We start from the raw sequence: 22001 nt of genomic DNA on the forward strand, positions 1-22001 counted from the left end.
AGCAAGGGATGTCTTTCAGGAAAGCCGGTTGGTTGGCCGCGTTGGCGGCGGTGACAGTTTCGCTGGCGGCGATCGCCCCGGCTCACGCGCAGCAAAAACAGACCTTGCTGAACGTGTCCTACGACCCGACGCGCGAGCTCTATCGCGCCATCGATGACGCCTTCATCAAGCAGTACAAGGAAAAGGCCAACGTCGACCTGACGATCCGCCAATCCCACGGCGGTTCCGGCCGCCAGGCGCGCTCGGTCATCGACGGGCTGGAAGCCGACGTGGTGACACTGGCGCTGGCTTATGACATCGACGCCATCGCCGACCGCGGCCTGGTGCCCGAGAACTGGCAGACCCGTTTGCCGCAAAACAGCTCGCCCTATACGTCCACCATCGTGTTCCTGGTACGCAAGGGCAACCCCAAGGCCATCAAGGACTGGGACGATCTGGTGAAAGACGGCGTGCAAGTCATCACCCCGAACCCGAAGACCTCGGGCGGCGCGCGCTGGAACTATCTGGCCGCCTGGGCCTACGCGCTGGAGAAGAACGGCGGCAGCGAAGAGAAAGCCCGCGCGTATGTCGGCGACCTGCTCAAGCATGTGCCGGTGCTGGATACGGGCGCACGCGGCGCCACCACCACCTTCGTCGAACGCGGTGTGGGCGACGTATTGCTGGCATGGGAAAACGAAGCCTTCCTGGCGTTGGAAGAGCTGGGTCCGGACAAGTTCGACATCGTGGTGCCGTCGCTGTCCATCCTGGCCGAACCGCCGGTGGCCATCGTCGACAAGATCGTCGACAAGAAGGGCACCCGCGCCGCCGCGCAGGCCTATCTGGAATTCCTGTACACACCCGCCGCGCAGGAAATCATTGCGAAGAACTATTACCGGCCCATCGACAAGACGGTCGCCGCCAAGTACGAAAGCAAGTTCCCCAAGGTCAAGCTCGTCACCATCGACGACAAGATCTTCGGCGGCTGGCGCAAGGCGCAGAAAGATCACTTCAGTGATGGCGGCACCTTCGACCAGATCTACCTGCCGCAAAAGAAATAATCAGACGACGATCGGACGACGGCCATGACGACTGCCTCGAACCCGACGGCAAACGGCGCGCAAGCGCCTTTTGCCGTTCGGCGCAATAGCCCGGGTGTGCTGCCCGGATTCGGCATTTCCATGGGTTACGCGGTGCTGTATCTGAGCGTGCTCGTGTTGATCCCCCTGGCAGCCTTGCCCATCAAGAGCGCGGAACTGGGCTGGCAAGGGTTTTGGGACGCCGTGACGGCGCCTCGGGTGATGGCGTCTTATCAGCTGACGTTCGGCGCATCGCTGATTGCGGCGCTGGTGAATCTGGTGTTCGGCACGGTTGTCGCCTGGGTGCTGGTGCGCTATCGCTTTCCCGGCAAGAAGATTCTGGACGCGCTGGTGGACTTGCCGTTCGCACTGCCGACGGCGGTGGCGGGCATTGCGCTGACCGCGCTGTATTCCCAAAAGGGCTGGTTGGGCGGGCCGCTGTCTGAATGGTTTGGCCTGAAGGTCGCGTTCACGCCGCTGGGCATCGTGATTGCGCTGATCTTCATCGGCGTGCCGTTCGTGGTGCGCACCGTGCAGCCGGTGCTGGAAGACGTGGAACGCGAAATCGAAGAGGCCGCGGCCAGCCTGGGCGCGAGCCGCTGGCAGACCATCCGCCGCGTCTTGCTGCCCACCATCACGCCTGCACTGATGACGGGTTTTGCGCTGGCGTTTGCGCGCGCGGTGGGCGAGTACGGCTCGGTGGTGTTCATCGCCGGCAACATGCCCATGGTGTCCGAGATCACGCCGCTGCTGATCATTTCCAAGCTTGAACAGTTCGACTACGCCGGCGCTGCCGCCATCGCCACCGTGATGCTGGTGTTGTCGTTCGTGCTGCTGCTGGTCATCAACCTGCTGCAAGGCTGGCAGGCGCGCCGCAACCTGGGGAGGCTCGCATGAGCGCATCGGATCGTCCCGCCCATCTGACCGAGCCGCGCTGGGTGCGCGGCATTCTGCTGTTCATCGCGCTGGCGTTTTTGACGCTGTTTCTGCTGGTGCCGCTGGCCGCTGTTTTCGCCGAGGCGTTCAAGAAAGGCTGGCAGTTGTATCTGGACGCCATCGTCGAACCGGACGCGTGGTCCGCCATCAAGCTCACGTTGTTGGTGGCTGCGATTGCGCTGCCGGTGAACCTGGTGTTCGGCGTGGCGGCGGCCTGGGCCATTACCAAGTTCCAGTTTCGCGGCAAGCAGTTCCTGATCACGTTGATTGACCTGCCGTTCTCGGTGTCGCCCGTGGTGGCCGGGCTGGTGTTCATTTTGCTGTTCGGCACGCAAGGCTGGCTGGGCGGCTGGTTGCAGGACCACGACATCAAGATCGTCTACGCCGTGCCGGGCATCATCCTGGCGACGCTCTTTGTCACCTTCCCGTTTGTGGCGCGCGAATTGATTCCGCTGATGCAGGCGCAGGGCAGCGAAGAAGAGCAGGCGGCGCTGACACTCGGCGCCAGCGGCTGGCAGATCTTCTGGCGCGTGACGCTGCCGAACATCAAGTGGGGCCTGCTGTACGGCGCCATTCTGTGCAACGCGCGCGCCATGGGCGAATTCGGCGCGGTGTCGGTGGTGTCCGGGCAAGTCCGGGGGCTGACCAACACGATGACGCTGCACGTCGAGATTCTCTACAACGAATACCAGTACTCCGCGGCGTTTGCCGTGGCATCGCTGCTGGCCTTGCTGGCGCTGGTGACGCTGGTGGCGAAGAACGTAGTCGAGTGGCGCAACGCGCGCTTCCTGCGGGCGGCCGACCTGCCGGTCGAATACCCCGGCCAACCGGCGGCAACCCTCAAACCGGCCGTCGCCTGACGCGCCCGGTTCAGACGGAGACAAGCATGAGTATCGAAGTTCGTAATCTATCCAAGCAGTTCGGCCAGTTTCGGGCGCTGAATGACGTATCGCTGCACATCGAAACCGGTGAACTCGTGGCGCTGCTGGGGCCATCGGGCTGTGGCAAGACGACGCTGCTGCGCATCATCGCGGGTCTTGAAGCGCCGGATTCCGGCAGCGTGCTGTTCGCGGGCGAAGATGCAACCGCAGTGGACGTGCGCCAGCGTCAGGTGGGTTTCGTGTTCCAGCACTATGCGCTGTTCAAGCACATGACGGTGTTTGAAAACGTGGCCTTCGGCCTGCGTGTGAAGCATCGTTCGCAGCGGCCGCCGGAAGACCAGATCAAGCGCAAGGTGCATGAGCTGTTGACGCTGGTGCAATTGGACTGGCTGGCCGACCGCTACCCGGCGCAACTGTCGGGCGGGCAGCGTCAACGCATTGCGTTGGCCCGCGCGCTGGCCGTTGAGCCGCGCGTGCTGTTGCTGGACGAACCGTTCGGCGCGCTGGACGCCAAGGTGCGCAAGGAACTGCGGCGCTGGCTGCGCCGGCTGCATGATGAACTGAACGTGGCCAGCGTGTTCGTCACCCATGACCAGGAAGAAGCGCTGGAAGTGTCCGACCGCGTGGTGCTGATGAACGCCGGCCGTATTGAGCAGGTGGGCACGCCGCGCGAAGTCTGGGAAGGCCCGGCCACGCCGTTCGTTTATGGCTTTCTGGGCGACGTCAACCAATTGCAGGGCGTGGCGACGCGTGGCGTTTGGGAAGGCGCGGGGCTGTCGCTGCCCGCGCCTGATCTGGCGCAAGCGGATGCGCAGCGCGCCACCGCCTATGTGCGCCCGCACGAGTTCGACATCGAACGTTATCGCGCGGGCGGCGAGGGGATTCCGGTGCGGCTGGCGCACGCGTATCTGGCCGGACCCAGCGCGTATCTGGAACTGACCCGCCAGGATTCCGACGTCATCATCGAAGCCGAAGTGCCCGAGTACCAGTACCGGGAGCTGAACCTGCGCGATGGCGAAACTCTGTTGGCGCGTCCCCGGCGTGCCCGTATTTTTGCGGTGCAGCCATGACGACTGTATCTGCGCGTTCTGTTGATCGCTCGTCCGATCTTCTCGCCAACCTGGAGCCCGCGTTGGCCCAACGCTGGCGCGACCTGGTCGAGCGCCTGGCGCAAGTCCAGCGCCGCTACCCGGACGCCGCGCTGGCCTCGTCGCTGGCGGCCGAAGACATGGTGCTGACGCACGCCATCTACGAATCGGGCCTGGACCTGGAAGTCTTCACGCTGGACACCGGGCGCCTGCATGCCGAAACGCTGGGCGTGCTGGATGCCGTGCGTGCGCGTTACGGGCGTGATGTGACGGTCTACCGGCCTGTTGCCTCCGCCGTCGAGGAACACGTGGCGGCGCATGGCGCCTACGCCTTTTACGAAAGCGTGGACTTGCGCAAAGCCTGTTGCCAGATCCGCAAGGTCGAACCGCTCAAGCGCGCTCTGGCCGGACGCGGCGCGTGGATCACCGGCCAGCGCCGTCAGCAATCCACCACGCGCGGCGAACTGCCGCTGGAAGAGCAAGACGCGACGTTCGGCCTATACAAGTTCAACCCGCTGGCCGAGTGGAGCGAAGACGACGTCTGGAATCTGATCCGGGCGCTGGGCATTCCGTACAACCCGCTGCACGACCAGGGCTACCCGTCCATCGGATGCGAACCCTGTACGCGCGCGATCCGCCCGGGCGAAGACCTGCGGGCGGGGCGCTGGTGGTGGGAGTCGTCCGACTCCAAGGAATGCGGCCTGCACGCGGGCAACCGGGTCATCAGTGTTGTGGCGCGCGGCGATTGACGCCGTCCATGAATTCGAAATCTGTTTTAGGGGAATACCTATGTCTGCTGTGATCCAACGCAGCCACCTGGATTGGCTGGAATCGGAAGCGATATTCATCCTGCGCGAGGTGGCTGCTGAAAGCGAAAAGCCCGTGCTGCTGTTCTCGGGTGGTAAAGATTCCGTGGTGCTGCTGCGCCTGGCTGAAAAGGCCTTTCGCCCGGGACGCTTTCCGTTCCCGCTCATGCACATCGATACGGGTCACAACTTCGATGAAGTGATTGCGTTTCGCGACCAGCGCGCCGCCGAACTGGGCGAAACCCTGATCGTGCGCAGCGTGGAAGATTCGATCAAGCGCGGCAGCGTGGTGCTGCGCCGCGAGACCGATTCGCGCAACGCGGCGCAGGCGGTCACCTTGCTTGAAGCGATCGAAGAATTTGGCTTTGACGCCTGCATTGGCGGCGCGCGTCGCGATGAGGAAAAGGCGCGCGCCAAGGAACGCATCTTTTCGTTCCGCGACGAATTCGGCCAATGGGACCCCAAGGCGCAGCGCCCGGAACTGTGGAACCTGTTCAACACCCGCGTGCATCGCGGCGAGAACATGCGCGTCTTCCCGATTTCGAACTGGACCGAGCTGGACGTCTGGCAATACATCCAGCGCGAACAGCTGGCGCTGCCGTCGATCTACTACAGCCACGAGCGCGAGGTGGTGCGCCGCAAGGGCCTGCTGGTGCCGGTGACGCGTTTGACGCCGCCGCAAGAGGGCGAGCAGGTCGAGCGCCTGCCGGTGCGTTTCCGCACGGTGGGTGATATTTCCTGCACGTGCCCGGTGGCGTCTGACGCCGCCGACACCTACGCCATCATCGCCGAGACGGCGGTGACGGATATCACCGAGCGCGGCGCCACGCGCATGGACGACCAGACTTCCGAGGCCTCGATGGAGCGCCGCAAGAAGGAAGGCTATTTCTGAATGCACGATACGCCGGCTGCGGCCGGCGGCAGGGGACGCACATGAACGCACTGAATGATTCTTTCCTTTCCGGCGCCGGCACGGGCGTGCTGCGCCTGATCACGGCGGGTTCCGTCGACGACGGCAAGTCCACGCTGATCGGACGCTTGCTGTACGACAGCAAGGGCGTGTTCGCGGATCAGCTGGACGCGATCTCGCGCGCCAAACACAAACGGGTGGCGGGTGACGGCATTGATTTTTCGCTGCTGACCGACGGCCTGGAAGCCGAGCGCGAGCAGGGCATCACGATTGACGTGGCCTACCGCTACTTCTCGACGCCCGCGCGCAAATTCATCATCGCCGACGCACCGGGGCACGAGCAGTACACGCGCAACATGGTCACGGGCGCATCGACGGCGGACGTGGCCGTCATCCTCATCGACGCCACGCGCGCGGCCGACGGCAAGCTGTTGGCGCAAACCAAGCGTCACAGCACCATCGCGCGCTTGCTGGGCATCCGCCACATTGTGGTCGCGGTCAACAAGATGGATCTGGTCGATTGGGACCGCGCTGTGTTCGAACGCATCCGCGATGCGTATGCGGATCTGGCGGGCAAGCTGGGCATCGAACACTTCGATGCGCTGCCCTTGTCGGCGTTGAATGGTGACAACGTGGTCACGCTGTCGCCGAAGACGCCGTGGTACGAAGGCCAGCCATTGCTGGCGCTGCTGGAAGCGCTGGACCTGGCCAGCGATGGCCGCGCGTTGCCGCTGCGCTTCCCGGTGCAATGGGTGGCGCGTCACGACGGAGACCGCAAGGAAGATTTCCGCGGTTATGCCGGGCGCGTGGCCAGCGGCGTGCTGCGTCCGGGCGATGCCATCACCGTGCAACCGTCGGGTGTCAGCGCAGTGGTGCGTGAAGTGCGAGTGTTTGATCGCGTGCTGGATGAAGCGGTGGCGGGTGATTCGGTCACGCTGGTGTTGGACCGTGATGTGGATGTGTCGCGCGGCGATGTCATCGTGCATACCGCCGCACCCGCGCAAGTCACGCGCGAGTTCGAAGCCGAGTTGTGCTGGCTCGATTCGCAAGCGTTGAACCCGGCGCGCAAGTATCTGTTGAAGTCGGGCACGCGGCTCACGTCGGCGAAGATTCGTGCGGTGTTGTCGCATCGTGACATCCATGAATTGCAGGAAGTGGAGAACACCGAAGGCACGTTGCGCATGAACGATATCGGACGCGTGACGTTCACCACGCGCGAGGCATTGGCGGTTGATCGTTATGCCGATGTGCCTGCCACCGGGGCCTTTATTTTGATCGATGAGGCCACGCATCAGACGGCTGCCGCAGGCATGTTGCGGTAAGTGGGGTTCGGGCCGGAAAACAACAAAACCCGGCCCGGATTTTTGGTGTTGTATTTCGTCCAAACTCAATGCTGGTGCGGCTCTCCGGGCAATATCGCCTGATGAAATCGATTTGTTCAGACGGCGTCCGCGTCTTGCGGTAAAGTTGGGCTGTCTTACGAAAAGGCTTTTGGTGCTTGTCAAAACCACTGTGTTTTTGTACAGTAGTTTTTATGGCACGCACCGATCATTCTTTTCCCGCCGGTTCTGGGTCCCCGGCTGCCGCCCCCGCCGCCTTGCGCGGTCGGGGTGCGGTTACTAATGTTCGGCATCGCTTTCAGCGCGATGACCGCGTGCAGGTCGACGATGGCTGGTCCTCGTCAGGTCTGCCGGCGGATTTTGTTGAATCCGTCCCTGATAGTTTTTCGTCTGACTTCCCCTCCGAATTCCCCGATCAGGCTTCTGATGTGGCCGACGTGCGTTCTGGTTCGCGTTCAGGTTCGACGATCATCCCAATCCTGCCCGACACCCGCATTGCGCCGCCCCTCCCCAAGACCACCGTCACGGCGGAAGAAGCGCGCAAGATGCTGTCGCGCAACGATTCGCCCGATATCCCCTTTGATGTCGCCGTCAATCCCTACCGGGGTTGCGAGCACGGCTGCGTGTACTGCTACGCCCGTCCCACCCATTCCTACCTGGGCATGTCGCCCGGGCTCGACTTCGAAACCCGCCTGGTCGCCAAGGCCAATGCCGTGGAAGCGCTGCGCGCTGAGCTCGGGAAGCCGGGTTACAAGCCGTCGCCCATCAACATCGGATCGGCCACGGATGCTTACCAGCCGATTGAACGCGATTGGCGGCTGACCCGGGGCATGCTCGAGCTGATGCTGGAAACCCGGCATCCGCTCACCATCGTCACGAAGAATGCGCTGGTCGCCCGCGACCTTGATCTGTTGGCGGCATTGGCCGAACAGAAGCTGGTGGTGGTCTACATGAGCATCACCACGCTGGACGCCGGCATGGCCCGCACGCTGGAACCCCGCGCCGCCGCGCCCTGGCGCCGCCTGGAGGCCGTGCGCAGCCTCACCGACGCCGGCGTGCCGGTGGGCGTGCTGGTGGCGCCGGTCATTCCGTTCATCAACGACGAGTCCATGGAACACATCCTCCAGGAATCCAAGGCGGCCGGCGCGCATTACGCCAGCTACACCGTCTTGCGCCTGCCCTGGGAGGTCAAGACCCTGTTCGAAGACTGGCTCAACACCCATTATCCCGACCGCGCCCAGCGCGTGTTGCACCGCATTGAAGACCTGCGCAATGGCCGCCGCAATGATCCCAACTTCGGTTCCCGCATGCGCGGTACCGGCATCTGGGCCGATTTGCTGCGCCAGCGTTTCGCCGTGGCAACGCGCAAGCTGGGGCTGAACCGCCAGCGTCTGGCGCTGGACTGCGATCGCTTCCAGCCGCCGCTGGCGCCTAACGCCACGGCGTCGCTGTTTTCCACAGGCCAAGCAGGCCAGGTTGGCCAAGGTGGCCAAACGGCCCAAACGGCCCAAGCTGGCCGTGGCCAAGGTGCCGGTTTCGCCCAAGCCGCTGGCGCTTCCTCTACCGATTTCCTATCCCCGGTTGGCGCGCAAGCGTCTTCAGGGGTCCCTTTTTCTGATGGCCTGCCCGCACTGAGTGGCGCGGTTGGCCGCGGTGCGCGCCAGTTGCGCGCATTGGCGGCCGGGCAGTTGTCGTTGTTTGACTGATCGCGGCTTGCCGCCGCGTCGGCCGCTGCGGCGGCGTGGAATCGTTTCTCCAAGGAGTTCCTATGAACACCGCTGATATTTCCGTTTTGTCGGACGAGCTCGTCGTGTCGCTGAACCCGCTGCGTCGCGGCGCCTATCGCGCCCGCGCCGTGTGCGCCAAGCTGGCCGGTCTGGCCATGCCCTGGAACACGTCGGCAGACGCCGAGCCGCGTCAGCGCGTACGCTCAAGCACGCGGCCTGCACGCTGGCCTTTCCCGCCCGTGCCGGTGGAAGAGGGCGCGCTGTCAGGGCAAGCGGCAAACGTTTCCGTCGGCATGCCGATGCCGGTGGCTCGGCCCGTGGCGGATACCGCTGGCTTGGTGGCTGCACCGGCTTCGCCCAGCCTGCCCGCCGCAACCGCTGTGCGCGAGCGCAGCCTGGGTAACGCCACGGTGGAACCCGTGACGTCTCAGGTCACCATGAAAGCCATGGTGCTGGATGTGGTGATGGTGTTGGCCTGGGGGGCGATCATCCCTGGCTTGATGTGGTTGGGCGCGGCCGCAGGGTTCTAAGGCCGGCCGGTTTTTCAGCTGGAGCCCAGCAGCACGACGCCGATCAGGATCGACACGCAACCGGCCAAGCGGCCCGGTCCGACCTTTTCGCGCAGCAGGAACATGCCGGCCAGGGTGCCCAACATCATGGACATCTCGCGGGCAGGGGCCACCAGACTCAGCGGTGCACCGTTGCGCAGGGCGTACAGCACCAGGATGTACCCCAACGGCGACAGCAGCCCAACCGCCAGCGCCAGATGCCAGTGTCCGCGCATGGACTCCCAGGCTTGAGCGCGCCGGCTCAGCATGTGAGGCGTCATCATGGTGGTGCGGGTGACACAGGTAAACCAGTCGAACAGCACGGGGCTGATCAGCAGCACCTTGACGCCATAGGCATCCACCACGGTGTAGGCCGCAATGAACAGGCCGATCACGACGCCCCACCGCACGCCCACCCAGGCCTGCGCCTGCTTGAAGATGGCCAGCCGCCCTTGGGTAGCGATCAGCAGCACGCCGATCACCACGCACAGCATGCCGATGATGCCGGTGCTGGTGGCGGGTTCGCCCAGCAGCAGAAAAGCGCCTGTGGTGGAAAGCAGGGGGCCGGTACCGCGAGCAATGGGATACACCACCGACAGATCCGCCACCTGATATCCGCGTTGCAGGCACAGGCTGTAGCCCAGATGCAACAGGCTGGAGGTCAGGATGGCGCCCACGATGGGCCAGGTCCACGTCATGCCGTCGTGCAGCAACACCCAGATCACCCAGGGTGCATAGAGCACCGAGGCGCACAGGCCGTAGGCGAAGACGAAGGGAGCGCCCACCATGGCCGCGCGCTTGGCAAGCAGATTCCACGTTGCGTGGGCCATCGCCGCCAGGACGACCAATAACAGGGACGTATACGACATGAGGGAACAGCGTCAGATGACGTGTTTGTTACAGAAGCGGCAAGGGTACAGCAACGCCGCGGGAAGGTCGCCATTCTACCCGACGCCTAACGAAATTTTTGGTGTAGAATCATTGGTTTGCCAAATCTCATCCTCTGCTTGCGGCATCAGCAACAACATCGATCGGCAAAAGTTTTAGTCCGCAAAGACATGATGATCTAGGAGTTCTAATGAACCTTATCGCTATCCTGGAACAGGAAGAAATTGCCCGTCTGACCGGCGGTCAAGCCAAACCTGAATTTGCTCCTGGTGACACCGTCATCGTGAGCGTGAACGTCGTTGAAGGCACCCGCAAGCGCGTGCAGGCTTTCGAAGGCGTTGTCATCGCCAAGCGCAACCGCGGCCTGAACTCCGCGTTCACCGTGCGCAAGATTTCGTCGGGTGAAGCCGTGGAACGTACGTTCCAGCTGTACTCGCCGCAAATCGCCGGCATCGAAGTCAAGCGCCGCGGCGACGTGCGCCGCGCCAAGCTGTACTACCTGCGCAACCGCTCGGGCAAGTCGGCACGTATCAAGGAAAAGCTGGTCAGCAAGCAAGCCCCGGCGGCTTGATCGCTTATCGGCACACGGCCCTACCAGTGTCGGACGTTCGCGCCATTCAGCGTTTCCGTCCGGCACAGGTTTCCGGGTTAAAAAGGCACCTGCGAGGGTGCCTTTTTCTTTTTGCAAAGCCGTATGTCTGATTCCTCGTATTCCGCGCGGCCCCGACGGCCGCTCGTGCGTCCCGGCTTCGATCCGGCGACGCAACCGTGGGTAGTGGCCAACGATTCTCTGCCGGCCGTGCCTGCCAATCTGTTGACCCCGGATTCTTTGCGGGGCACGCTGACCCAGCCGTCCACCTGGACGCTGGAGCTTTCGCGCGACAACGATCTGCGCTATCCCGGACGCGAAGGCACGCCTGTGCCAGCCGCCGTGTTGATTCCGCTGGTCACGCGCGATAACGGCGTTCACATCATGCTGACGCAGCGCGCGGCGCACCTGCATGACCACGCGGGGCAGATCAGCTTTCCCGGCGGCCGCATTGAAATCAGTGACCCGACGCCCGTCGATGCCGCGCTACGCGAAGCTCAAGAAGAAACCGGTCTGCCCGCCAACTTCGTGGAAGTGTTGGGCAGCATGCCGCCGTACCTGACGGCGACGGGCTTTTCAATCATTCCGGTGGTGTCGTTGGTACGCCCCGGGTTTGACCTGGCGCCCGACGCGTTCGAAGTGGCCGAGGTGTTCGAGGTGCCGTTGTCCTTCTTGATGGACCCGGCCAACCATCGGTTGTACGAAGCGCGGCTGGATGATGGCCGCGTGCGCAACTATTACGGCATGCCTTACGGCAAGCATTTCATCTGGGGCGCAACCGCCGGGATGTTGCGCAACCTCTATCACCTGCTGCGTCACGGCCTGGCCCCGCGCTGAAACCCGCGCTGAAACTGGCGCTGAAACCGGCACGCATCAAGCGTGTCGGCTCAGGCCTACGGGCTCCGGCGTAGTGTCCGGCGTACTGGCTCAGACGCGGGTGGCGCGGGTAGTGTAGGCCCGCGTTCAATACCGCTGCTGCCCCGCCAGGTTCTCTTCCAGGATGCGCTGGTACAGCGCATACCGCAGCGGATTGATCTGCCCCGACTCCAATGCTGCCACGACACCGCAGCCCGGTTCTTGCCGGTGCGTGCAGTTATAGAAGCGGCATTGCTCAATCGGTTTGGTGAATTCCGGGAAGCCGCGAATGATGTCGTCGCGGGTCAGATGTTGCAGGCCGAACGCCTGGAATCCCGGGGAATCGATCAGATCGCCGCCCGGCTCGGGCAGGTGATACAGGCGCGTGCTGGTCGTGGTGTGCTTGCCCATGTCCAGCGCCGTCGAGTGCTCGCGGGTGGCCGCGCGCGCATCGGGAACCAGCGCGTTGAGCAGCGTCGATTTGCCCATGCCGCTTTGGCCCAGCAGCAGGTTGGTGCGGCCGGCCAAACGCGGGGCCAGCAGCGTGTGGACGTTGTCGGGTTCCAGCGCGCTGAGTTCAATGACGGGCACGCCCAAGGCGGCGATCGGCGCCAGACGCGCTCGCGCGGCGGGCAATTCGTCCACCAGGTCGGTCTTGTTCAACACGATCAGCGGCGAGATGCCAGCGCTCCAGGCGCCGGCCAGTGCGCGGCCAGTCAGGTCGTCTGAAAACGTCGGCTGCACGGCAATCACGATCAGCAGCTGGTCAACGTTCGAGGCGAACTGTTTGGACCGCATTTCGTCAGAGCGATACAGCAGATTGCTGCGCGGCAGGATGGCGTCGATAGCGCCTTCGTCCTTGCCTTGCGGCGCGATTTGCACGCGGTCGCCCACGGCGGCGCCGGCTTTCTTGCCGCGCGGGAAGCACTTGCGCACCGAGCCGTCGGCAAGCTCTACCGTGTAGTGGCGGCCGTGGGCCGCGATGATGCGGCCTTCCAGCAAGGTGCTTGCGGCCTGCGCGGCAGACGCTGCGCCAGCGGGCGCATTTTTGGTTTTGCGCGGGGCGCTCATGCGGCAGCCGCCATCAGGTGGCGGATGCGCTCGGCGGCGGGGGGATGGCTATCGTAGAAGGCGGAATGCACAGGGTCGGGAGTCAGCGTGGCGGCGTTGTCGTCGTAGAGTTTGACCAGGGCGGAAACCAGGCGTTCGGGCGAACTCTGTTCGGCCGCATAGCGGTCCGCTTCGAATTCGTCGCGGCGCGAGTACCAGCTGGCCAACGGCGTGAACATGAAAGTGAAAACAGGAATGACCAGGAAGAACAGCAGCAGCGCCATGGCGTCGTTGCGCCCGCCCAGTTGCGGCAGCACGCCCAGGTCCACGTAGAACCAGGGTTGCTGGGAGATCCAGCCCAGGATGGCGAAGAAAACCAGCGCGCCGCCAAAGCTGAAGATGACACGCTTGATGATGTGGCGCTTGGCGAAATGACCCAGTTCATGGGCCAGCACGGCTTCAATTTCATCGCCGTTCAAGCGGGCGAGCAGCGTGTCGAAGAACACGATGCGGCGCGAACGGCCAAAGCCCGTGAAGTAGGCGTTGCCATGCGCAGAGCGGCGCGAGCCGTCCATCACGAACAGGCCATTCAGCGCGAAGCCGCAACGTTGCGCCAGGCGCTGGATGCGGCCTGCCAGGTCGGGGTCGGACAGCGGCGTGAACTTGTTGAAGAGCGGCGCGATGAACATGGGGTAGACGACCAGCAGCACCAGGTTGAATACCGTCCACAGCGCCCACGCCCAGATCCACCAATAGGTGCCCGCGCTACCCATCAGCCACAACACGGCGGCTGCCAGCGGCAGGCCCAGCACCGCGGCCACGAGCAGGCCCTTGGCGGTGTCGGCAATGAACAGCTCGGGCGTCATCCGGTTGAAACCGAAGCGCGCCTCCAGCTTGAACTGCCTCCACAGCGTAAAGGGCAGCCCCAGCAGGCCCAGCAGCAGCGCCACCACCACCAGCAACAGCATCTGGCGCAGGAAGTCATTGCTGGTAAGCTGGCCCACCATCAGGTCGATGAATTGCAGCCCGCCCATCAAGGTCAGACACACTAGCAGGATCGCGTCATAGGTGCGTTCCAGCATGCCCAGCTTGACGCGGGCAACCGTGTAATCCGCCGCACGCTGATGACTGGTCAACCCGATACGGTGAGAGAATTCAGCAGGCACTTCATCGCGATGGCGTGCAACGTGCCGAATCTGGCGCGTTGCCAGCCACAGGCGCACGGCCATGTCGGCCAGCAGGAAAGCTACGAACAGCAGTGTGAACATGGGCGAAGCGGTGAGCTCAAGTAGGGATGTGCGAAAATCGCGTGTTTTATAGGCAAATTATATGGCTGTGAACGAAAATCGCCTGGTCTGGCTCGACATGGAAATGACGGGGCTGGAACCTGAGAAAGAACGCATCATCGAGGTGGCCGTCGTGGTGACGGAGCCCGATCTGACCGTGGTTGCCGAAGGCCCCGTGCTGGTGATTCACCAGCCCGACAGCCTGCTTGACGCCATGGACAACTGGAACAAGTCCACGCACGGCAAAAGCGGCCTGATCGACAAGGTCAAGGCGTCGACGGTGACCGAGGCGCAGGCAGAGGATACGCTGTTGGCGTTTCTTGCGCAGCATGTGCCGGCAGGTAAGTCGCCGCTGTGCGGTAACACCATCAGCCAGGACCGCCGCTTCATGTTTGCGTACATGCCGCGCCTGGAACAGTTCTTCCACTACCGCAACCTGGACGTCAGCACGCTGAAGGAATTGGCGCGCCGCTGGGCGCCGGCTGTCTACAAGGGTTTCGAAAAGAAGAGCCGCCACGAAGCGCTGGCCGATATTTACGAATCCATCGACGAACTCAAGTACTACCGCGAGCACTTCCTGAAAGTGTAAGAAATCGGGGGCGGCCTGAGGGCGTAAACGGGCCACGGCCCGCCCGCCTGCGGTCAGCCGCCAGCCGTCAGCGGCTAGTGGCTCGCCCCCCCAGCTCGCAGCCCCCCAGCTCGCAGCCCCCCAGCTCGCAGCCCCTCAGCCCCGGGCGCTAGCCGTCCCCGCCATGCCGTCCGACTTCGAGTCCTACTCTGTCACCCAAATCCGCCGCGCTGAGCAGCTTGCCCTGGCTGAAGGCCGGGAGTTGATGCCGCTTGCGGGCAAGGCGGCCGCCGAGTTCATCGCGGCCCGCTATCCCCATCCAATCTCCATCCTGGTCATGGCCGGCCCCGGCAATAACGGGGGCGACGCGCTGACGGCAGCCAGCCTGCTGCGCGAGCGCGGGGATGAGGTTGTCGTCCTCTTGCCATCTGGCCCCGGCAAATTGCCGCCGGATGCCGCCGCCGCGTGGCAGGCTTGGTCTGATAAAAAAGGGCCGGTGCTGACGGAATTACCGGCTCATTCGGCGTTCGATGTGGTGATCGATGGCCTGTTTGGCATCGGGCTGAATCGGCCGTTGAGCGATTCGTGGCAGGCACTGGTGGACCAGGTGAATGCCTGGCGCTTGCCCGTGTTGGCGCTGGACGTGCCCAGCGGAATTGACGCCGACACCGGCGCGGCATTGGGCCGGCCGGTGCAGGCACGGTGGACGTTGTCGTTCATCGGTATGGCGCGCGGGCTGGACGTCCCTGGCGCGGGCCGCGATGCCGCGGGCGAGCGGTATGTGGACACGCTCGGAGTTGTGATCGCCTAGGGATTGCGTAGTGACTGCGTAGTGATTGCGTAGTGATCGCGACGGAAACCAGACCGCCTCCCGCGCTGTAGCCAGACTCAGTTGGCGGGCCGGCCGCCGAAGCGCGCATCCACGTCCGGTTTCAGCGGCGCGTAGCGCTCGTTATCCTTTCCCGCCAGCACATCCAGATGCGTTTCCGACGCATCGAATACCTTCCAATAAATCCGCCCGCAAAGCTCGCGCGCGGCATGCCCTGGCCAGTTGTCGGGCAGCATGGGCCCCGGCAATTGGGGGTCATGCAGCACGATCCGGCGCCAGTTGTGCAGCAGCATGACGCGGATGACGAAGGCGTCAGCCGGCGCCGGCGTCTCTTCCAGCAGCTTTTCCAGCGGGCCGAAATTTCGCGAGAATTGCCGGTACTGCTCGGCCACGTCGTCCAGATTCCAGCATTGCGAGGCCAGGCTGGCGATCGGCAGTCCGCCCGCGCCAGCCAGATCACGAGCCGACAGCACCAGCGCCCGGTCCGGAATGCCCAGCTTTTCCAGAATGTCGTGCGCAGCCCGCGCCTCGGTGTGCGGGTGAGCGAACAGCCCCGGCGCGATCATGCCGAAGCCTTCCCACACCAGCTCGCGGCGCAGCTCCGCACGTTCGGCCAGGCCATTGCCCGTGCGCGGCAACGCTACCAGCGTCCATTCGCCGTTCCAGTCTTGCGCCGCGCCCTCGTAGATGCGCTGCGAAGCATGAGCGGTGTGTCTCAGCCCTTGTTCGGAAATCTGGTACAGGCTGCGCCGCCCGTGCCGTTCTGATTGCAGCCAATTCTGGGCAACCAGCCGGAAGACGCTCGTGCGCAGCAGGCGTTCATTGATGCCCAGCGGGGCCAGCAGTTCGATGAGATCGCCCAGCCAGATAGCGCCGCCGTGAGGCGCGAGCGCGTCTCCCAGCAAGCTGACGCAGAGCGATTTGGCGCGAGGCGGGTCGCTTTTCAACAACCGGGACAGGAAACGGTCCAAAGGCGACGTAGGGTTTGCCATAGGGTGGGCCGCAAGCGGCCGATATCAGGATCTGCAATATGATACATAAATCCAATGTGATACAGATTTGAGTTTGACAATGGTTTTTTTGTATTAAATAATCCGCCTATGACATGACGGCGCTGTGGAACGTTTGCTTTGCGTTTTCGCAAACCGTCTCAAGGAGACAAACATGTACGCTCAACTCGTCGAAACCGGCGTCAAGCAGGTCAAGACCGCGGACCAGCTTGAAGGCCGCGAACAGACGTTCCAGCGCCGCATTGACGACGGCGTGCGCATCGAAGCCAAAGACTGGATGCCGGATGCGTACCGCAAGACGCTGGTCCGCCAGATCTCGCAGCACGCGCATTCGGAAATTGTCGGGATGCTGCCGGAAGGCAACTGGATCACCCGCGCGCCGTCGCTCAAGCGCAAGGCCATTCTGTTGGCCAAGGTGCAAGACGAAGCCGGCCACGGGCTGTACCTGTACAGCGCCGCCGAGACGCTGGGCGTGTCGCGCGATGACCTGATCGACGACCTGCACGCTGGCCGCGCCAAGTACTCCAGCATCTTCAATTACCCCACGCTCAGCTGGGCCGACATCGGCATGATCGGCTGGCTGGTTGACGGCTCGGCCATCATCAACCAGATCCCCCTGTGCCGCTGTTCCTATGGCCCGTACGCGCGCGCCATGGTGCGCGTCTGTAAGGAAGAGTCCTTCCACCAGCGCCAGGGCTACGACCTGCTGATGCAGATGTGCCTGCACGGCACGCCCGAGCAAAAAGCCATGGTTCAAGATTCGCTGAACCGCTGGTGGTGGCCCGCCCTGATGATGTTCGGCCCCTCGGATGCCGATTCGCCCAACAGCGCGCAATCAATGGCCTGGAAGATCAAGCTCTTCTCCAACGACGAGCTGCGCCAGAAGATGGTGGACCAGACCGTGCCGCAGGCCGAATACCTGGGCCTGACCGTGCCGGACCCCGAACTCAAGTGGAACGCCGAACGCGGCCACTACGACTTCGGCGAAATCGACTGGAGCGAGTTCTACGCGGTGCTCAAGGGCAACGGCCCTTGCAACCGGGAACGCCTGGCCGCGCGCGTCAAGGCGCACGAGGACGGGGCCTGGGTGCGCGACGCGCTGGTCGCCTACGCGGACAAGAAGGCGCAGCGCAAGGCCGCTTGAAGCGAACCGGCCCACGCGCAACTGCGTTTCTCTTTTCCACCCGCGACATCACCTCATCATTGCCGTCCGGAGCGCGCCGCGCGCGCCCGGCATTTCAAGGATATTCATCATGAGCAAAGACTGGCCTTTGTGGGAAGTGTTCATCCGCAGCCAGCATGGCCTGGCGCATAAGCACGTCGGCAGCCTGCACGCCTCTGACGCCGAAATGGCGATCAACCACGCCCGCGACGTCTACACGCGCCGCAATGAAGGCCTGAGCATCTGGGTCGTGCGCGCCTCCGATATCTCGGCAAGCAGCCCCGGCGACAAGGAACCCCTGTTCGAACCGGCCAACAGCAAGGTTTATCGGCATCCCACGTTTTTCCCGATGCCTGACGAAATCAAGCACATGTAAGGCGGCGGGGGAGACATGGACAAGACTCTGTTTGAATATCTGCTGCGCCTGGGCGACTCGTCGCTCATCCTGTCGCAGCGGCTGGGCGCCTGGACGGGCCACGGCCCGATCCTCGAAGAAGACCTGGCGCTCACCAACACCGCGCTGGACTTGCTGGGCCAAGCCCGCATGTGGCTGACGCTTGCGGGCGAAGTCGAAGGCGCTGGCCGCGATGAAGACGCGCTGGCCTATCACCGCGACGCGCATCAGTTCCACAACGTGCTGCTGGTTGAACGCGACAACGGCAACTACGCCGACACCATGGCGCGCCAGTTCCTGTTCGACGTCTGGCACTACTTCCTGCTGCAACGGCTGGAGCAGTCCGCTGACGAACGCGTTTCCGCCATCGCCGCCAAGTCGATCAAGGAAGTGACGTATCACGTGCGCCGCTCATCCGACATGGTCGTGCGCCTGGGCGACGGCACCGATGAAAGCCACGCCAAGATGCAGGCCGCCATCGACGACGCCTGGCGCTTCACCGGCGAACTGTTCGCCGATGACGCCGTGGATCAGGACGTGGCCGCGCGTGGCATCGGCTGTGATCTGTCTGCCCTTCGCGAACCCTGGATCGCCCACGTGCGCGACGTGCTGGAAGAAGCCACGCTGACCGTGCCGGATGACGCTGCCGCCAACCATCTGGCCTATCGCGGCGGGCGCCAAGGCAGGCACACCGAAGCGCTGGGCTACGTGCTGGCCGAAATGCAGTACCTGCCGCGCGCCTATCCGGGAGCCACGTGGTGAACGCGCTGGCGCCCATTTCCGCCGACCAGGTCTACACCTGGCTGCAAGAGGTCCCCGATCCGGAGATCCCCGTGCTGTCCGTGGTGGATCTGGGCGTGGTGCGGGACGTGACCTGGGACGGCGGCACCTGTGTCGTCGTCATCACGCCCACGTACTCCGGCTGCCCGGCCATGCGCGAGATCACGCAAGACATTCAGCAGACGCTGGCGCGCCATGGCGTGGGCGAGGTTCGTGTCGACACCCGCCTGGCGCCCGCCTGGACGACCGACTGGATGAGCGAAAAGGGCCGTGAAGCGCTCAAGGGCTACGGCATCGCCGCGCCCGCTGAACGCGCCATCGACATCTCGGGCATCAGCCGCCGCGCCGCCGCCCCCGCCATTGCGTGCCCGCGCTGCGGTTCGCACGACACGCGGATGGTCAGCAACTTCGGGTCCACGTCATGCAAGGCGCTGTATCGCTGCGTGTCTTGCCGCGAACCCTTCGATTATTTCAAGACTCACTGAGAGCGGTTTCAAGATGAGCAACCAATTTCATTCCTTGAAGGTGGCCTCGGTGGCGCGCAACACGCGCGATGCCGTCGTCGTGACCTTCGATCTGCCCGACACGCTGGCGGACGAGTTCGCGTTTCTGCCGGGGCAGTACCTGACCCTGCGCACGCAGTTAAATGGCGAAGAGCTGCGCCGTTCGTATTCGATCTGTTCCGCCCCGCACGACAAGCTGCTGCGCGTGGCGATCAAGAAGGTCGACGAAGGCACGTTCTCAAGCTGGGCCAACCAGGAGTTGCAGCCGGGCCAGACGCTGGAAGTGATGGCCCCGGCCGGCAACTTCACCGTGGATTTCTCGCCCGAGAACCAGCGCCATTACGTGGCCTTTGCGGTGGGCAGCGGCATCACCCCGGTGTTCTCGCTGGTGAAAACCGCGCTGTCCATCGAGCCGAACAGCAAGTTCACGCTGTTCTTCGGCAACCGCGCATCGTCGGCGGTGTTGTTTCGCGAAGAAATCGAAGACCTGAAGAACCAGTACATGGAGCGTTTTTCGCTGGTGTACGTCATGAGCCGCGAAACGCAGGACATCGAACTCTTCAACGGCCGCCTGGATGGTGACAAGGTTGACCAGTTGATGTCGGCCTGGATGAGCCCCGAGGATATCGATTACGCTTTTGTCTGTGGCCCGCAGACCATGACGGAAAGCGTGGTCGAGCACCTGCAGGCGCGCGGCATTCCCAAGGCGAACATCAAGTTCGAGCTGTTCGGCGCCCCCAAGGGCCCGCGCGCGCTGCGCACCGGCCAAGACGCCCGCCAGGCGCCCGGCAAGGGGCAGTGCGAAGTCACGGTGGTGCAAGACGGCCACAGCCGTAAATTCGTGATTGATAAGAACAAAGACAGCGTGCTGGATTCGGCGCTGGCGCAAGGGATCGAACTGCCGTATTCGTGCAAGGGCGGGGTGTGTTCCACCTGCCGCTGCAAGGTGATCGAAGGAGAAGTCGACATGGATGCCAACTTCGCCTTGGAAGACTACGAAGTGGCGCGCGGTTTCGTCTTGAGCTGCCAGAGCTTCCCGGTCAGCGACCGCCTGGTCATCGACTTCGACCAGGAAACCTGACACGGCGCAGCCGGTCAGACACAACATATTCATTGGAGAGACGCAGTGTCCCAGAAATTCTTCGAACGCCATCAGCCCCTGCTGGAACAATCCCTGGCTGCCGCCGCGCTGCGCGGCTACTGGAGCCCGTTTGCCGAATCGCCCAGCCCCCGCAACTATGGCGAAACCGCCAACGACGACGGCCGCGCCGCGTTTGATGCGCTGAAGGGCAAGCCTTTCCCGCTGAACCTGCATGATGCCGACGGCACCGTGGGCGGCGAGAAATCTCCTTATGGTTTTGACCTGGGCATCACGTATCCGCGCGTGCCCGTCGACAAGCTCATCGCCGCTTCCAAGCGCGCGCTGGAAGACTGGCGCCGTGCCGGCCCCCAAGCGTGGGTGGGCGTGTCGCTGGAAATTCTGGCTCGTCTGAACAAGCTCAGCTTCGAGATCGCCTACGCGGTTCAGCACACCACCGGCCAAGGCTTCATGATGGCCTTCCAGGCGGGCGGCCCGCACGCGCAAGACCGCGGCTTTGAAGCCGTGACCTACGCGTGGCAGGAACTGTCGCGTATTCCGGGCGTGTCCATCTGGGAAAAGCCGCAGGGCAAGAACGACCCCATCCGCATGGAAAAGCAATTCACCGTGGTGCCGCGTGGCGTGGCGCTGTTGATCGGCTGCTCTACGTTCCCCACCTGGAACGGCTACCCGGGTCTGTTTGCCAGCCTGGCCACCGGCAACACCGTTATCGTCAAACCGCACCCCGGCGCCATTCTGCCGCTGGCCATCACCGTGAAGGTGGCGCGCGAAGTGCTGCAAGAAGCAGGCTTTGACCCCGACGTGGTGTTGCTGGCCGCACACGAAGCCGGCGACGACACCGCGCAAAAGCTGGCGCTGGACCCGGCCGTCAAGATCGTTGACTTCACCGGCAGCACCGCCAACGGCGACTGGCTGGAAAACAATGCCCGCCAGGCGTTGGTCTACACCGAGAAGGCCGGCGTCAACCAGGTCATCATCGATTCCACCGACGACCTGAAGGGTGTGGCGCGCAACCTGGCGTTCTCGCTGGCGCTGTATTCGGGCCAAATGTGCACCGCGCCGCAAAACATCTACGTGCCGCGCGATGGCATCAACACGCCGGAAGGCCGCGTCAGCTTTGATGACGTCGCCGCCGCCCTGGGCGTGGCGCTGGAAAAGCTTGGCGCCGACGCGGCACGCGCCGTCGAATTGACGGGCGCCATCCAGAACGAAGGCATCGTCGAACGCATCGAAAAGGCCCGCGCACTGGGCCTGCCGGTGGTGGCCGACAGCAAGACGCTGACGCACCCGCAATTTGAAAATGCCCGCGTCCGCACGCCGCTGCTGCTGCGCACGGAAGCCGGCAACGCCGCCATCAGCCAGGAATGGTTTGGCCCGATCGCCTTCGTGGTGGCGACGGACTCCACCGCGCACAGCGTCCAGCTGGCGCGCGATAGCGTCATCCAGCACGGCGCACTGTCGCTGTCCGCCTACACGACCGACCCGCAAGTGGCCGATCAGGTGCAGGACGCGGCGGAAGTGTCGGGCGTGTCCTTGTCGTTGAACCTGACGGGCGCGGTGTTCGTTAACCAAACCGCGGCCTTCAGCGACTTCCACGGCACCGGCGCCAACCCGGCCGCCAACGCGGCGCTGTCCGACACGGCCTTCGTGTCGAACCGCTTCCGCGTGGTGCAAACCCGCCGTCACGTCTGACAGGG

General features: G+C 63.8%; 22 protein-coding genes and 1 pseudogene. 19 read left to right on the top strand and 4 right to left on the bottom strand.

Going from position 1 to position 22001, the window contains the following annotated elements:
* Positions 1–8 precede the first annotated feature (8 nt).
* From HV765_RS10390 to HV765_RS10430, 9 genes and pseudogenes are all read left to right on the top strand, one after another.
* A complete protein-coding gene (locus HV765_RS10390) occupies positions 9–1037 on the top strand; it encodes a sulfate ABC transporter substrate-binding protein (RefSeq protein ID WP_054423699.1) in 1029 nt (342 codons plus the stop codon).
* Between the two features lie 24 nt (positions 1038–1061).
* On the top strand, positions 1062–1952 hold the full coding sequence (cysT, locus tag HV765_RS10395) for a sulfate ABC transporter permease subunit CysT (RefSeq protein WP_054423698.1): 891 nt from the start codon (positions 1062–1064) through the stop codon (positions 1950–1952).
* Positions 1949–2851, top strand: coding sequence for a sulfate ABC transporter permease subunit CysW (cysW, locus tag HV765_RS10400; protein WP_054423696.1), 903 nt, complete (start codon positions 1949–1951; stop codon positions 2849–2851). Before cysT ends, cysW begins: the two co-directional genes overlap by 4 nt.
* A 26-nt stretch (positions 2852–2877) precedes the next feature.
* Positions 2878–3942 (top strand): sulfate/molybdate ABC transporter ATP-binding protein, encoded by a 1065-nt coding sequence (locus tag HV765_RS10405; protein WP_175169679.1) that lies wholly within the window; start codon positions 2878–2880, stop codon positions 3940–3942.
* Entirely contained in the window at positions 3939–4709 is a 771-nt protein-coding gene (locus HV765_RS10410) for a phosphoadenylyl-sulfate reductase (protein WP_082387093.1), read from the top strand. The genes HV765_RS10405 and HV765_RS10410 overlap by 4 nt, the downstream gene beginning before the upstream one ends.
* Positions 4710–4749: 40 nt before the next feature.
* Entirely contained in the window at positions 4750–5658 is a 909-nt protein-coding gene (gene cysD, locus HV765_RS10415; protein WP_054423693.1) for a sulfate adenylyltransferase subunit CysD, read from the top strand.
* 41 nt (positions 5659–5699) lie between these two features.
* Positions 5700–6998, top strand: coding sequence for a sulfate adenylyltransferase subunit 1 (locus HV765_RS10420; RefSeq protein WP_175169680.1), 1299 nt, complete (start codon positions 5700–5702; stop codon positions 6996–6998).
* Positions 6999–7210: 212 nt separating this feature from the next.
* Positions 7211–8494: pseudogene (locus HV765_RS10425) on the top strand (PA0069 family radical SAM protein); the annotation flags it as partial.
* A 290-nt stretch (positions 8495–8784) separates the two neighbouring features.
* A complete protein-coding gene (locus HV765_RS10430; protein WP_175169682.1) occupies positions 8785–9273 on the top strand; it encodes a hypothetical protein in 489 nt (162 codons plus the stop codon).
* 14 nt (positions 9274–9287) lie between these two features.
* Here HV765_RS10430 and HV765_RS10435 read toward each other — a convergent pair whose 3' ends face one another.
* Positions 9288–10160: a DMT family transporter gene (locus HV765_RS10435; RefSeq protein WP_054423687.1), complete on the bottom strand. Its 873-nt coding sequence runs from the start codon at positions 10158–10160 to the stop codon at positions 9288–9290.
* 209 nt (positions 10161–10369) lie between these two features.
* Between HV765_RS10435 and rplS the strand changes: the two genes are divergently transcribed.
* Positions 10370–10750 carry a 50S ribosomal protein L19 gene (rplS, locus tag HV765_RS10440; RefSeq protein ID WP_054423686.1) on the top strand — a complete coding sequence of 127 codons (381 nt, stop codon included), beginning with the start codon at positions 10370–10372 and terminating at the stop codon, positions 10748–10750.
* Positions 10751–10873: 123 nt separating this feature from the next.
* The gene (locus tag HV765_RS10445; protein WP_054423683.1) at positions 10874–11605 is read left to right on the top strand and encodes a CoA pyrophosphatase; all 732 of its coding nucleotides are present in this window, start codon (positions 10874–10876) and stop codon (positions 11603–11605) included.
* A gap of 126 nt (positions 11606–11731) precedes the next feature.
* Here HV765_RS10445 and rsgA read toward each other — a convergent pair whose 3' ends face one another.
* Positions 11732–12694, bottom strand: coding sequence for a ribosome small subunit-dependent GTPase A (rsgA, locus tag HV765_RS10450; RefSeq protein ID WP_254600527.1), 963 nt, complete (start codon positions 12692–12694; stop codon positions 11732–11734).
* Positions 12691–13941, bottom strand: a complete 1251-nt coding sequence (locus HV765_RS10455) for a M48 family metallopeptidase (RefSeq protein WP_054423682.1) — start codon at positions 13939–13941, stop codon at positions 12691–12693. The genes rsgA and HV765_RS10455 overlap by 4 nt, the downstream gene beginning before the upstream one ends.
* 61 nt (positions 13942–14002) lie before the next feature.
* On the opposite strand from HV765_RS10455, the gene orn reads away from it, so the two are divergent.
* Together orn and HV765_RS10465 are read left to right on the top strand one after the other, a co-directional pair.
* A complete protein-coding gene (gene orn / locus HV765_RS10460) occupies positions 14003–14548 on the top strand; it encodes an oligoribonuclease (RefSeq protein WP_054423681.1) in 546 nt (181 codons plus the stop codon).
* A gap of 163 nt (positions 14549–14711) precedes the next feature.
* Positions 14712–15338 (top strand): NAD(P)H-hydrate epimerase, encoded by a 627-nt coding sequence (locus HV765_RS10465; protein ID WP_175169683.1) that lies wholly within the window; start codon positions 14712–14714, stop codon positions 15336–15338.
* 77 nt (positions 15339–15415) lie between these two features.
* On the opposite strand, the gene paaX is transcribed toward HV765_RS10465, so the two are convergent.
* Positions 15416–16348: a phenylacetic acid degradation operon negative regulatory protein PaaX gene (paaX, locus tag HV765_RS10470; protein WP_054423678.1), complete on the bottom strand. Its 933-nt coding sequence runs from the start codon at positions 16346–16348 to the stop codon at positions 15416–15418.
* A 172-nt stretch (positions 16349–16520) separates the two neighbouring features.
* On the opposite strand from paaX, the gene paaA reads away from it, so the two are divergent.
* The 6 genes from paaA to paaN all read left to right on the top strand — a co-directional run bounded on the left by paaA (position 16521) and on the right by paaN (position 21996).
* On the top strand, positions 16521–17510 hold the full coding sequence (gene paaA, locus HV765_RS10475; RefSeq protein ID WP_054423676.1) for a 1,2-phenylacetyl-CoA epoxidase subunit PaaA: 990 nt from the start codon (positions 16521–16523) through the stop codon (positions 17508–17510).
* Positions 17511–17619: 109 nt separating this feature from the next.
* Positions 17620–17904, top strand: coding sequence for a 1,2-phenylacetyl-CoA epoxidase subunit PaaB (paaB, locus tag HV765_RS10480; RefSeq protein WP_050447891.1), 285 nt, complete (start codon positions 17620–17622; stop codon positions 17902–17904).
* 15 nt (positions 17905–17919) lie between these two features.
* A complete protein-coding gene (gene paaC, locus HV765_RS10485) occupies positions 17920–18684 on the top strand; it encodes a 1,2-phenylacetyl-CoA epoxidase subunit PaaC (protein ID WP_175169684.1) in 765 nt (254 codons plus the stop codon).
* Positions 18681–19187: a 1,2-phenylacetyl-CoA epoxidase subunit PaaD gene (gene paaD, locus HV765_RS10490; RefSeq protein ID WP_054424656.1), complete on the top strand. Its 507-nt coding sequence runs from the start codon at positions 18681–18683 to the stop codon at positions 19185–19187. Before paaC ends, paaD begins: the two co-directional genes overlap by 4 nt.
* A gap of 13 nt (positions 19188–19200) precedes the next feature.
* Complete coding sequence (paaE, locus tag HV765_RS10495) at positions 19201–20286, top strand: 1,2-phenylacetyl-CoA epoxidase subunit PaaE (RefSeq protein WP_175169685.1); 1086 nt, start codon at positions 19201–19203, stop codon at positions 20284–20286.
* Positions 20287–20331: 45 nt separating this feature from the next.
* Positions 20332–21996, top strand: coding sequence for a phenylacetic acid degradation protein PaaN (gene paaN / locus HV765_RS10500; RefSeq protein ID WP_175169686.1), 1665 nt, complete (start codon positions 20332–20334; stop codon positions 21994–21996).
* The last annotated feature ends 5 nt before the right edge of the window (positions 21997–22001 follow it).

Origin of the sequence: Achromobacter kerstersii (assembly GCF_902859595.1) — a bacterium.
In the GTDB taxonomy this organism is placed as follows: Bacteria; Pseudomonadota; Gammaproteobacteria; order Burkholderiales; family Burkholderiaceae_B; genus Achromobacter; species Achromobacter kerstersii.

Coding starts and splice junctions, on each gene's coding strand:
- HV765_RS10390 (WP_054423699.1), top strand. CDS start 9: ATGTCTTTCAGGAAAGCCGGTTGGTTGGCCGCGTTGGCGGCGGTGACA.
- cysT (WP_054423698.1), top strand. CDS start 1,062: ATGACGACTGCCTCGAACCCGACGGCAAACGGCGCGCAAGCGCCTTTT.
- cysW (WP_054423696.1), top strand. CDS start 1,949: ATGAGCGCATCGGATCGTCCCGCCCATCTGACCGAGCCGCGCTGGGTG.
- HV765_RS10405 (WP_175169679.1), top strand. CDS start 2,878: ATGAGTATCGAAGTTCGTAATCTATCCAAGCAGTTCGGCCAGTTTCGG.
- HV765_RS10410 (WP_082387093.1), top strand. CDS start 3,939: ATGACGACTGTATCTGCGCGTTCTGTTGATCGCTCGTCCGATCTTCTC.
- cysD (WP_054423693.1), top strand. CDS start 4,750: ATGTCTGCTGTGATCCAACGCAGCCACCTGGATTGGCTGGAATCGGAA.
- HV765_RS10420 (WP_175169680.1), top strand. CDS start 5,700: ATGAACGCACTGAATGATTCTTTCCTTTCCGGCGCCGGCACGGGCGTG.
- HV765_RS10430 (WP_175169682.1), top strand. CDS start 8,785: ATGAACACCGCTGATATTTCCGTTTTGTCGGACGAGCTCGTCGTGTCG.
- HV765_RS10435 (WP_054423687.1), bottom strand. CDS start 10,160: ATGTCGTATACGTCCCTGTTATTGGTCGTCCTGGCGGCGATGGCCCAC.
- rplS (WP_054423686.1), top strand. CDS start 10,370: ATGAACCTTATCGCTATCCTGGAACAGGAAGAAATTGCCCGTCTGACC.
- HV765_RS10445 (WP_054423683.1), top strand. CDS start 10,874: ATGTCTGATTCCTCGTATTCCGCGCGGCCCCGACGGCCGCTCGTGCGT.
- rsgA (WP_254600527.1), bottom strand. CDS start 12,694: ATGAGCGCCCCGCGCAAAACCAAAAATGCGCCCGCTGGCGCAGCGTCT.
- HV765_RS10455 (WP_054423682.1), bottom strand. CDS start 13,941: ATGTTCACACTGCTGTTCGTAGCTTTCCTGCTGGCCGACATGGCCGTG.
- orn (WP_054423681.1), top strand. CDS start 14,003: ATGGCTGTGAACGAAAATCGCCTGGTCTGGCTCGACATGGAAATGACG.
- HV765_RS10465 (WP_175169683.1), top strand. CDS start 14,712: ATGCCGTCCGACTTCGAGTCCTACTCTGTCACCCAAATCCGCCGCGCT.
- paaX (WP_054423678.1), bottom strand. CDS start 16,348: ATGGCAAACCCTACGTCGCCTTTGGACCGTTTCCTGTCCCGGTTGTTG.
- paaA (WP_054423676.1), top strand. CDS start 16,521: ATGTACGCTCAACTCGTCGAAACCGGCGTCAAGCAGGTCAAGACCGCG.
- paaB (WP_050447891.1), top strand. CDS start 17,620: ATGAGCAAAGACTGGCCTTTGTGGGAAGTGTTCATCCGCAGCCAGCAT.
- paaC (WP_175169684.1), top strand. CDS start 17,920: ATGGACAAGACTCTGTTTGAATATCTGCTGCGCCTGGGCGACTCGTCG.
- paaE (WP_175169685.1), top strand. CDS start 19,201: ATGAGCAACCAATTTCATTCCTTGAAGGTGGCCTCGGTGGCGCGCAAC.